Source organism: Aquiflexum gelatinilyticum, assembly GCF_024813435.1.
Classification (GTDB): domain Bacteria; phylum Bacteroidota; class Bacteroidia; order Cytophagales; family Cyclobacteriaceae; genus Cognataquiflexum; species Cognataquiflexum gelatinilyticum.
On the sequence record NZ_JANAEZ010000005.1, the window covers coordinates 1 to 11,297 of the forward strand.

General features: G+C 38.0%; 9 protein-coding genes. 7 read left to right on the forward strand and 2 right to left on the reverse strand.

The annotated features are described in order from the left end of the window. Positions 1-111: 111 nt before the first annotated feature. A complete protein-coding gene (locus tag NK987_RS12180) occupies positions 112-1,311 on the reverse strand; it encodes a DEAD/DEAH box helicase (RefSeq protein WP_259264054.1) in 1,200 nt (399 codons plus the stop codon). Between the two features lie 677 nt (positions 1,312-1,988). On the opposite strand from NK987_RS12180, the gene NK987_RS12185 reads away from it, so the two are divergent. Next, positions 1,989-3,683, forward strand: coding sequence for an ATP-binding protein (locus tag NK987_RS12185; RefSeq protein ID WP_259264055.1), 1,695 nt, complete (start codon positions 1,989-1,991; stop codon positions 3,681-3,683). Positions 3,684-3,732: 49 nt separating this feature from the next. On the opposite strand, the gene NK987_RS12190 is transcribed toward NK987_RS12185, so the two are convergent. Next, positions 3,733-4,602: a winged helix-turn-helix domain-containing protein gene (locus NK987_RS12190; RefSeq protein WP_259264056.1), complete on the reverse strand. Its 870-nt coding sequence runs from the start codon at positions 4,600-4,602 to the stop codon at positions 3,733-3,735. A 124-nt stretch (positions 4,603-4,726) separates the two neighbouring features. Between NK987_RS12190 and NK987_RS12195 the strand changes: the two genes are divergently transcribed. From NK987_RS12195 to NK987_RS12220, 6 genes are all read left to right on the forward strand, one after another. After that, entirely contained in the window at positions 4,727-5,803 is a 1,077-nt protein-coding gene (locus NK987_RS12195) for a ligand-binding sensor domain-containing protein (protein WP_259264057.1), read from the forward strand. Between the two features lie 85 nt (positions 5,804-5,888). Continuing rightward, on the forward strand, positions 5,889-7,664 hold the full coding sequence (locus tag NK987_RS12200) for a S41 family peptidase (RefSeq protein WP_259264058.1): 1,776 nt from the start codon (positions 5,889-5,891) through the stop codon (positions 7,662-7,664). Beyond that, a complete protein-coding gene (locus NK987_RS12205) occupies positions 7,654-8,220 on the forward strand; it encodes a hypothetical protein (RefSeq protein ID WP_259264059.1) in 567 nt (188 codons plus the stop codon). Before NK987_RS12200 ends, NK987_RS12205 begins: the two co-directional genes overlap by 11 nt. Before the next feature lie 249 nt (positions 8,221-8,469). Further along, positions 8,470-9,024, forward strand: coding sequence for a cupin domain-containing protein (locus NK987_RS12210; RefSeq protein ID WP_259264060.1), 555 nt, complete (start codon positions 8,470-8,472; stop codon positions 9,022-9,024). Further along, positions 9,025-9,879 (forward strand): helix-turn-helix domain-containing protein, encoded by an 855-nt coding sequence (locus NK987_RS12215; protein ID WP_259264061.1) that lies wholly within the window; start codon positions 9,025-9,027, stop codon positions 9,877-9,879. A 608-nt stretch (positions 9,880-10,487) separates the two neighbouring features. Further along, complete coding sequence (locus NK987_RS12220; protein ID WP_259264062.1) at positions 10,488-11,132, forward strand: tetratricopeptide repeat protein; 645 nt, start codon at positions 10,488-10,490, stop codon at positions 11,130-11,132. Positions 11,133-11,297: the final 165 nt, after the last annotated feature.

Genomic DNA, 11,297 nt, shown 5'->3' on the forward strand with positions numbered 1-11,297 from the left:
AAAAATCATTAACAGGATTTTTGCTCTAATCAGGGATAATAGAAAATATGAAAAATCTTATATTCCTTCTATTGTTTAATCCATAAGAATATCGGGACCAAATAACCAAAATCAATACCTCCTCCTCTGCCCTTGTTTCGGCTTCTTCCTCGCCAATTCACCGGCTTTTTCAGAAAGAACTCCTTTGAAAGGATAAGGATGGTCTTCTACAACCGGGATTTTTTTTCCGATGAGTTTTTCGATGTCTTTCAGCTCCTTTACTGTTTCTTCATCACAAAATGAAATCGCGATTCCAGAATTTCCTGCCCTGCCTGTTCGACCGATCCGGTGAACATAAGTTTCAGGAATGTTTGGCAAGTCGTAATTAAAAACATTGGCAAGCTCATCGATATCGATACCTCGGGCTGCGATGTCTGTAGCGATCAAGACTTGGATTTTGCCGTTTTTAAAATCACTCAAAGCATTTTGACGTGCATTTTGGCTTTTGTTTCCGTGGATGGCTGCAGTTTTTACATTTTCCTTTTGGAGCTGTTTTACCACTTTATCCGCGCCGTGTTTGGTTTTGGTAAATACCAAAGCCGAACCGATTTTCTTCTTTTGCAACAGGTGAAGCAAAAGCTCAGGCTTGTTTCCTTTGTTGACGTAGTATAAGTTTTGGTCGATCTTGTCAACAGTAGAGGATGGTGGAGTCACTTCCACAAAAGCCGGTTTGGTCAACAGTGAATCTGCCAATTTTTGAATTTCAGGAGGCATGGTTGCAGAGAAAAACAAAGTCTGTCTTTTTGCAGGAATGATCGATATGAGTTTTTTGACATCATGGATAAAACCCATGTCAAGCATCCTGTCCGCTTCATCAAGGACAAAAACTTCCAATTGTCTCAGATCAACAAAGCGCTGATTGATCAGGTCGAGTAACCTTCCCGGAGTTGCGACTAGCACGTCTACACCTCTTTTGAGTGCATTGACCTGATGGAGTTGGGATACACCGCCAAATATGACGGTATGTTTGATATTGGTGAATTTGCCGTAAGCGGCAAAACTCTCGTCAATCTGGATGGCGAGTTCACGTGTAGGTGTGAGGATCAAAGTCTTGATTCCTGATCGGATCTGCTTTTTCTCAGCAAGGTGTTGGATGATGGGTATGGCAAAAGCTGCTGTCTTGCCTGTTCCGGTTTGGGCACATCCGAGCAAATCTCTTCCTTGGAGAACCAATGGAATCGCTTGTTGCTGAATGGGAGTGGGGGTAGTGTATCCTTCATTGGCGAGCGCCTTGAGGATAGGATCAATAATTCCTAAATTTTTGAATGCCATGTTGGCTGATTGTGAATTGGCCGATGGAGATGTTGTATGTTCTGTATCAGCGGGGAGATTTATTAAAAGCGGCTTACAACTTGCCGTGCTTTTTTACAAAGTGGAACAAAGGTAGGCTTTTTTTAACCAGCTATCACAAATTTCATTTTTCTTCCTTTTCAATCTGGCTTAGAAATTTGGCGATATTATTATTTTAGCAAAATATCAAAATCCGAAAATTTGAAAAGATCCCTCTTTTATGGTTAGGAATCAGCATATTAAAGCGATTAGCAGAGGAAAAAATCAATTAAAATACAAAAATATCCTTTATCTATTCTTCTGTTTTGATTCTTAGAAGATTGGGTGCATATTTACCCCATAATCCTTAGTGCACCCTGCCTGTTTAAATTTATCCATCTCGTTCATTATTTGAAGTATTTGTTATGTTAATCGTAATATTACTGTACCTTTCGTTTACAACACCCGTTACTCCCCAACAATCGTATTCCGATAGCTTGCAATCAATTATTAATCAAGCTGACGATGAATCTATTAAAGCGCAATTGTTTTTTAGCCTGAGCAAACATTATTACACCTTTGATCAAGACAGTGCAATTTATTTCGCTAACCGGTCTATTGAAATTTCTGAAAAGTTAGGATTGAAAAAAATCCAAGCAAATGCATTAAATATAATTGGTGTGAGTAATCTGATCAAATCTGATTTTGAGGCTGCTTTGAAGGCTCATATTGAAGCACTCAAAATAAGAGAATCGCTTTTAGATTCAGTAGGGATGCTGGAATCTAACCTTAACCTTGGCAACATTTATTACAGGACAAAAGAACTTGATAAAGCCGCAAAATTCTATCATACTGCCCTAATTTTTGGATTGAAAACCAATAATCTAAGAGGCTTAGCGCTCATCTATAATAATTTAGGAAGTTACCACCTAGATCGTTGGCACGCAGCAAAAGATCAAACAGACTTTGACTCTGCATTGGAATTCCTTCAAAAAGCTTTAGAGATCAAAGAGACTTTGGGTGACAATAGAGGAATGATCAATACGCTCAACCAGTTGTCGGATCTTTTTGAAGAAAGCGGTGATGAAAGTAAGAGATATGATTTAATACAACGTGCTTGGACTATTGCCAATAAGTTCAATGATATCGAAAGCAAACTTGCCGTATTGGGTAGCCTTGCGGAATACCACTTTGAAAAAGGGCAAATGTATAAAGCCCTAGACTATGCGAACCAAGGATTTGAGATTGCGGAAAATTTAAAATCACATTATCAAATTTCAGTTGCTGCAGAAAAGGTTGCAAAAATTGCTGCTTCACTCAAAAATTACTCTCTAGCCTATGAATACCTGACTATTCAAAAAGAAAGTGAGGAAATATTGTTCAATGAAAACAGGCAAAAAATCAGGGATGAGCTGACCATACAATATGAAACAGAAAAGAAAGAACTGGCAAACCAACAACTGCTAAAGGACCGGGAATATTATAATCTCTCTCTGAAAAGAAAAAATGAGTTGTTGATCGTCATCTTCATTGCTGTGCTGGGGTTGTTGGTTTTATTGTGGATCCAAATTAATAATCATAGGAAACTAAAATCCACCCACGAAGAATTAAGAGAAGCACATGCTTTGGTAAACTCTCAGCATCTTCAGATACAGGAGCAAGCCCAAAATCTGCATGAAACCAACCAGGCTTTGAACGTAGCCAACAAATTCAGAGATAAGATATTTTCTGTAATATCACACGATCTCAGGGCGCCTTTTGCCAATATCCAAGGGACCATTTCACTCTGGAATTCCAAGTTGCTTTCAACTCAGGAAATGGAGGATTTGATTTCAATGATATCAAGAGATACATATGCCGCATTTTTGATGTTGGAAAATCTCTTGGACTGGGCGAGAACCCAAATGGGTTCAAATGAGGTTCAGAGCAATCAAATCAACTTAAATAGGCTCATTGAGGAGAATAAAGACCTTTTCAATTTTCAATTGAAACGGAAAAACATAGATCTAGTAAATCATATTCCTTTGAAAAAGTTTATCAACAGCGATAAGGAGCGGTTGAATTTCATCATCAGAAATTACATACTGAATGCGATAAAATTCACCCCGGAGGGTGGCAGAATTGACATTGAATATCGGGACATTGAAAATGCGGAAATCCTTGTCAAAGACTCTGGTATGGGTATAAAACCCGAGCTGATTTCCAAGCTTTTTAAGAATCAAAATATTACAACCAAAGGCACAGCCGGCGAAAGTGGTACCGGGATAGGTTTAATGCTTTGTAAGGATTTTGCCGAAAGCATAGGGGCTGAATTAGCGGTAGAAAGTACATTAAATAGCGGGAGTACATTTATAATCCGGTTGGGTGTAAATTAAGTTTCACCGCAATGTTTGTAGATTTTTCTCAGCTGGGTCTTAATAAATTTCAACCCACTTGCAAAATATACCCTCTTCCCCTGATGTTTTTAAGTTGGATATTCGGATCCAGAAGCAGTTTCTTTCTGAGTTTGGATACAAACATGTCCAGACTTCTGCCGACAAATACGCCTTCATCTTCCCAAATTTCCTTGAGTAAGCGGTCTCGCTCCAGGATTTCGTTTTGGTGGGAGGCAAAAAGTTTGAGCAGCTTGTTTTCTTTTTGGGAAAGTTCGATTTCTTCTTTTCCGATTCTCAAAAGGTAGCTGCCGTAATTGAATTCAAATTTTCCGATAACCATAGTTTGGCTTTCGTCAATTGGCTGTTTGCTTTGTGGTTTTGGTGTTTTCATTTTGAAAAGAAACAAAAACCCAAAGGCCAAAATCCCTATGATGATCGGAACCGAAAAGTTTGAAGCTGTCACTTGATTTGATTCAAACTTGATTTTGATTCTATAGCAATCTTTAGGTTGGATGCGTCCCCGGCATGGAACAAGGGTTTCGTCTTTTTGACCGGACATTTGGTAGCTGTAGACGATGAGCTTTCCACGGCATTCGAGCACATTTACTTGGTAGCTGTCCTCAGGATTTTTGGTGACCAATCCTTCTTTCAAACCTGCATGAATAACCTTGACCAAAGTGTCCGGCACAAATTGGAAGGGACTTTCAAATAAGATAATGAATTCGCTTTCGCTGATTTTATTGATCGGCAAAACCCGGGAAGTGGTATCCCCAGAAGCAAGCAAAATTTGGTGCCCTACATTCCTCAACCGGATTTCCCGGTTTTCCGCAAATTCATCATTCTGCCATGGCCAAAGTATGACCATCATCAAAATCATGGTAAAAATTCCTATTAGCGCAGGTTGCAATAATTTTTTCATCAATCAAATTTAAGATTTAAAATGAGCCAAATATCAATTTTACCCTGTTTTACATTCTTTTTACAAACCATTTACTGTCTCCACTTTGGATAGGTCTATGTTTGGGCTTGCTAAATAAATAAAAATGAAAAATTACTTCAGATTATTCTCAGGGTTCGTTATGGTTGTTTGTTACACTTCCTGTGGGCCACAAAATAGGACCGAGTTAGCAACAAACGAACTCAAGCCCGAATCCAAATATTTTATTAATTCTGATTCGCCTTCCAGTATTGTCCGAAATATTGAGCAGGATAGAAATGGCAGGATTTGGATCGCTTCTTGGGAAGGTGTTTTTTTATCTGATGGGAGTTCATTTACAAACTTCACCACTACGGTAAGCTCTGCCCGATTTTTCTCTGTTTTGGAAGATAGCAAGGGGAATATGTGGTTTGGTTCTATCGGTTCGGGAGTTTTTTACTATGATGGTAAAAGATTCAAAAACTATAAAACAGAGGATGGACTTCTGAATAATGATGTCGTCAGTATTTATGAAGACAAAGCCGGCAATATCTGGTTTGGTGTCTTTGGTGGAGCAAGCCGTTATGATGGAAAATCCTTTCAGAATTTTATCATCAATGAAAATGAGATGAATGAAGACCCTACTGGCAAAACATTTTCGGAAAGACCCGAATTTGAAGTCAATTCCATTATTGAGGACAAAACAGGCAAGTTTTGGTTTGCGACTAGGGGAAATACTTTTGTTTTTGACGGAAAGGATTTTAACTCAGTATCACATTTGGGCAAACCATTTACAAATGTCCGTTCGGTCATCGAAGATCAAAAGGGGAATATTTGGCTGGGGGGCAATGACGGATTGTGGCGTTACGATGGTAGTACCTTCACCAATATTGCAAAGGGGTTTGTCGGGTTTATCTACGAAGATAAAAATGGGAATATCCTGACAAGTTCAGAAACTTCCGAAGGTTGGGCACTTTCCCGCTATAATGAAAAATCTTTGTCAAATAGAATTGCCGTTGTCCCTGAGATAATTAAAGCAAATGAAGGGATGATTTTTGGAATTCGGGAGGCCAATGATGGCAGTATTTGGTTTGGAACATTGGATGGGGTCAAGAGATTTGATGGAAAGACCGTCAATGGCTTTAATGCCATGTCAAGTCAGGAATATTTCTCTAGACTTGTGGCAGCGAGGGATAATTGTTAGCCGCCCGCAAAGGCGCGAAGGCGCAAAGCAAGAAAGAATATAGCCCACAAAGACACGAATCCACTAAGAAAAGTTTTTATACAATATGAAATTTAACGTCCGATCTACGATTATCATTTCAATTTTCATCGCGATATCTGCCTGTGGTATGAATAAGAATGGTACTTCGAAATCTGAGACCACGGACACCAATATTGATCAAAATGAAAAGTTGCCCATTGTTCAGGTATTTAAAGAAAATGAACACCTGCCAATGAACGAAAGAATTGAACTGTTCTATAAACTTAAAAAAGAAAGCCCGACTGCTTATGACTTTGAAAATGAAGAGGCATTAAATTTTTACGGCTATCAATTGCTTTGGAATAATCAAGATCAAGATGCCTTTTTGATCTTTAAAATGCTGGTTTCGGAATTCCCTAATTCACCAAATGTTTATGATAGCTATGGTGAAATTCATCTTAAAATGGGAGGTAAAAATCAGGCTTTGATCAATTATAAAAAATCACTCGAACTAAACCCCGATAACTTCAATGCCGAAGATCAAATAGCATTCATACTTGATCCGTCTAAAACGCCGGAAAATCCTGCAGATAAGTTTTTAAGGGTGTATGAAGTGGGAGAATATCAGAAAGACTTAGATGAACTAGGCAATAAAATAATCACGACGCATCCAAATGTGTTTAAATTTATTTCTGAAAAAGACTTTAGAAAACTTATTGAAGCAAAGAAAAGTCTAATCACACCTACAACAACTTTCGCTGAATTCATATGGCACTGCGATGAAATTATCGCCAGCGTTAATTGTTCACACACATCGGTAAGCGGATTCTATGAGGAACTGGAAATGTTACCTGTAGCATTGAGTTTTCCAATGCAAACTCGTTGGATCAACGACCAATTATTTGTCATAGATCCCATGAACAATGGAAGTCAAGTGAATATTAAAGAGGAAATCACTAGCATAAATGGATTACCGGTACGTGATTTAGTAAAAGAAATTTATAAGCATTTACCATCACAAGGATATATCGAAACAACAAAAAGACATTTATTCAATGTGTGGTCAACTTGCTTCATTCCTTATGCCATGAATTTTCCTGATTCTTACACGATTACCCTAAAAGGAAGTGAAAAGCCAATTGTTTTGAACAAAGCTCAGGAAAAAAGAATACTCCTTACTGACCCATCAATTCAGAACTGTAAAAAGGACTTATGCTTGGAATTCACTGACAATGACAAAACGGCCTTGTTAAGCATTGGTTCTTTCAATTACTATAAATTCAGAGATAGTTATGCCTATTTCAAGGATTTCATTGACAGCTGCTTTCTAGAAATCAATTCGAAGAAATCTAAAAACCTTATTATTGATGTTCGACATAATGGAGGCGGCTCACAATCTGCAAGTATTCATTTGTTAAGGTATTTGGTTGACAAGCCCTTTACCTACTATTCAGAGGCACAATTTGATGGCAAAAAAGAAAAAATCGAAGGCGAAGAGTCTGTAAATCCTTATGAAAACAGGTATGATGGAAAACTCTATTTTTTAATAGATGGTGTTGGGAATTCTACAACCGGACATTTCATGTCGATAGTTAAGGTGCTTAACCTTGGAACGATTATAGGAGAAGAATTGGGATCTAATCAATTTTGTTCTGCCGGAGGTAAAACATTTAGACTTCCAAATACTAAACTGGTATACACCGTTGCTGATAACACCCACGAATCAATGGCTACCTCGCTTCCTGACGAAACTGGAATTTTACCTGATATTTATGTTACACAAAGTGCTGACGAATATTTAAACAAAATTGATGCAGTGAAAGAAAGTGCGTTAAAACTTATTGAGAAAAATGAAAAATAAAATATTAACTATTGGGTTCATATTACTTTCATTAGAGGTATTTGGACAAGAGAAAAGTAATTTCAATTTGTTGGAGACGGATAGCACTTGGAATCAAGAAGTTTTTCATTTTCCAATCCCTTTTGCTCCGGAAATTAAATTTGAGGGATTTGAAGATGCCCGTTTTCCTGAGTTTTGGGCTAAAAAAGACAGTGCTGATTTTTGGTCCTATGTTTTTGTATGGAGTATAAATAATCCTGTGGAAATAACTTCAAGTGCATTGGAAAATAATATTGAAATGTACTTTAATGGTTTGATGAATTACCAAAATTCAGTGGCCCTGTTTAATGAGAATGAACCCCGAAGTAATCCCAATAAGTATGTCGGGAAATTAAAAACATTTGATGCACTTGTTACAAAAACGAATATGACATTAAATGTTACCGCTGGGCATTTTTATTGTAACCAAAGTAAAAGAACATACATAGTTTTTAGATTTTCACCTCAGGACTTTGGAGCTGTTGTTTGGGATAAGCTTGAGAACGTTAAGTTGCGTAAGGATTTTTGTGATTTGTAGAATTTCCAAACCCAAATAAGAGGAGAATATGAATGATTGTTTTTTCTAAATTAAACCGATTATTCCTAAGTATTGGGACAATGGACCAATGATATCAATATAATCTAATATACCATCCAGTTTTGATTGATTCAAAAGATTGGAAGACATTTTGGTGGATGTTTTTCTAAAGAAAAAACGTCCGATTTTTACCAGCATCCTGATTTTGGTTCAAGGTATTTTTGTCTATAACCTTTAACCACAATAATTATGGAACGGAGAAAATTTATTGTCACTACTGCTGCGCTTGCCGCCTTTGGGTCGGATTTGATGGCATTCCCTTTTTCAAAAAATGAAGTAAAAAACGGATTTTTGGTCAAATCCGGTGAGGCGAGATTCGGGAAACATACACCTTTCAGGGGTGTCAACCCCAATGATCTCAAAATTTCCTCTAAAGACACAGGGGGACAATTGTCTGTATTTGAGTATATTGGTATGGAAAAAACCGGCCCTTCACTTCATGTTCACTTGGAGCAAGATGAGGTTTTTTATGTAGTAGAAGGAGAGTACCTCTTCCAGTTGGGAGAACTTCAGCATGAACTCAAAGCTGGAGATACTATTTTTCTGCCAAGGAACATACCGCATACTTGGATACAGACTTCAGATCGGGGTAAGTTAATTTATATTTTGCAACCTGCTATTAAGATGGAGGAGTTTTTCAACACAATGAATGACCTTGGAAGGCCTCCGACAGAAGAGGAGGCACAGAAGATTTCCCTTGCACATGGAATAAAAAATGTAGGGCCGCCTCTAACCTTAAAATAAATGGAAATGATACTCAGGGATTTTTTGCCCGGCCCTTCTTTGAGAGATTATGTCAGGAAGCACCAGGTTATAAGATTTGAATTCGGGGCAGGGGCGGTAATCCCTTGCAAGGTTTATTGTCCCCGACCTGAAACATGCCTCTTATTTTTTCTTAGGAATATTGAGAAAGTCAATTATCCAGGCAATTTGGATTTTTTGACGCATTATAGGTGTACTATCAATGGAATTCATACGATGGTAACAAACCGCTATACAGGAAGTGACTTTTGGGTTTTGCAGATCGTACTGCAACCGAGTGCGCTTTATTTGCTGACAGGGATTCCGGCGCAAGAGCTAACCAATACTTTTATAGATGCCGAGGATGTTTGGGGAAAAGAAATCAGGATGGTGCATGAACAGATGTGCAACACTGATGGTGTGGAAGAAGTGATCCGAATTGCTGAATTGTTTTTGGAAAGACTTATCAGACGGCCAAAATACAGTTTGCAGGGAATAGATAAGGTGAGTGCTGTGATTTTGAACCAAAACCGGTCGCTTTCTATGGACAAACTTGCTTCTGATTCCTGTCTGAGCAACAGACAGTTTCAGCGGAGATTTACCGAAAGAACCGGGATCGGCCCAAAGCTTTTCGATAAGGTTGTCCGTTTTGAAAAAGCATTTTTTATGAAAAACGCCAATCCCCATTTGGATTGGCTGAGTATCGCCTTGGCCTGTGGGTACTACGATTACCAGCATTTGGCTAAGGATTACAAGTACTTTACCAATCTGACCCCAACCGGGTTTTATGAATTGGATACCAAAGCACCCGAAAGAACTTTTGGGGTCGTGGAGGTAAAGCATGAGTTATTGGTTTGAGCCATTTATTCAAAATCTATTTCAAAGGATTTTATATTTATCCTTTGTGATATTATCGGCAAGAAAAAATCTGCTGTTTGACAAATAGATCATTTTTTGCCGATATCGGCAAGAATTTCTGTTTTACATTGTCCTGCTTCTCAAGAAGCTGGATTATTCGGCTCACGCAAATACGCCAAGTCGCAAAACAAGAAAGAATATAGCCCACAAAGACACGAAGCCACTAAGAATAGCTTGCATGTTATCCTGCATTTCCTAAAGCAGGATACCTTTTTTTCCCGCGAAGACGCGAAGTCGCAAATCCAAGTCGGATGGCTTCCAGCCGTCAGACTATTTCTTTATCCTACTTCTCCAAAAGCTGGATACTTCTTGTTTCCCGCCAATCCGCAAAGAGAAAAGTCTTTCCTATAAATTGATCGAATTCGAAGTCTTTTTCCAAATAAATATCAAAGGGGATTTACAGGGATTGGATATTTAACTAAAAGAGATTAAGTTTAAACAATTGAAAAATATCCTCTACTTATGGCGTCAATGCTTCCCATAGGAATATTTGGCGCCATAAGTGGCGTAAGGCAAAACGTTAGCAGTAATTTTAGAAACACCAGACAATGACAGATTGGTACAGACGAAAAACTTGGACTAAAACAGACGAAGAAGAATACTTCGCCAAACTTGGACGTGCAAGAAAGGAAGGACGAGCCCAATATCTGAGAGTTCAAGCCATAGAACTTATTGAGACGAAGGACAAAAATCTACTGTCGGTTGCAGAGACACTTTTAAACAAAATCCTGACCGACTATCCCGACAACCGAATCGAAAAAAGTCAAACATATAATTCATTAGGCGAAATATATAAGTTGAGAGAAGATTACGAAACCGCATTAGAATATTTTCAGAAATCACTTGACTTTGAAAAAGAATTTCCGAATGTAACAACGGCCGCTTATTTAAACTTTTCTGAAACAGTTGTTCGTGCAGAAAAAACAGAGTTATATGATAAAGTTGAAAGCCTGTTAACAAAAAAAATAAACAAGGACTCTTTAAAGTTTCCAATTCAAAACTACATTATGTACTCAGTAATGACAGTCATTTCAGAATTTAAAGGGAACAGAGAACAAGCAAAAATTTATGCTGACTTAGCAGAAAAGAACGCTACGACACAAACCAATTCACTTTGGAACCCGAAAAAGAAAAAATTTGGAATTGTAAAAGACAGAATAAAATGGTTAGACAAGAACGTAGGACGGAAATAAAAACTACTGCTAACAGCACCTACCCAAAAGTGGCTGTTCAGTGGTTAAATCAAGCTTTGTGCTTCTATATAAGTTTGTGCTTGGTTGACAGTGAAGTGCTTCGAAATCGCCACCTTCGGGTAGCTGCAAAACGTTAATAGAATCGAGTTCGGAAAAAGTTTTGAA

Excerpts from the sequence above, each read along its gene's own strand:
- NK987_RS12180 (WP_259264054.1), bottom strand. The coding sequence starts at position 1,311 with ATGGCATTCAAAAATTTAGGAATTATTGATCCTATCCTCAAGGCGCTC.
- NK987_RS12190 (WP_259264056.1), bottom strand. The coding sequence starts at position 4,602 with ATGAAAAAATTATTGCAACCTGCGCTAATAGGAATTTTTACCATGATT.
- NK987_RS12195 (WP_259264057.1), top strand. The coding sequence starts at position 4,727 with ATGAAAAATTACTTCAGATTATTCTCAGGGTTCGTTATGGTTGTTTGT.
- NK987_RS12200 (WP_259264058.1), top strand. The coding sequence starts at position 5,889 with ATGAAATTTAACGTCCGATCTACGATTATCATTTCAATTTTCATCGCG.
- NK987_RS12205 (WP_259264059.1), top strand. The coding sequence starts at position 7,654 with ATGAAAAATAAAATATTAACTATTGGGTTCATATTACTTTCATTAGAG.
- NK987_RS12210 (WP_259264060.1), top strand. The coding sequence starts at position 8,470 with ATGGAACGGAGAAAATTTATTGTCACTACTGCTGCGCTTGCCGCCTTT.
- NK987_RS12215 (WP_259264061.1), top strand. The coding sequence starts at position 9,025 with ATGGAAATGATACTCAGGGATTTTTTGCCCGGCCCTTCTTTGAGAGAT.
- NK987_RS12220 (WP_259264062.1), top strand. The coding sequence starts at position 10,488 with ATGACAGATTGGTACAGACGAAAAACTTGGACTAAAACAGACGAAGAA.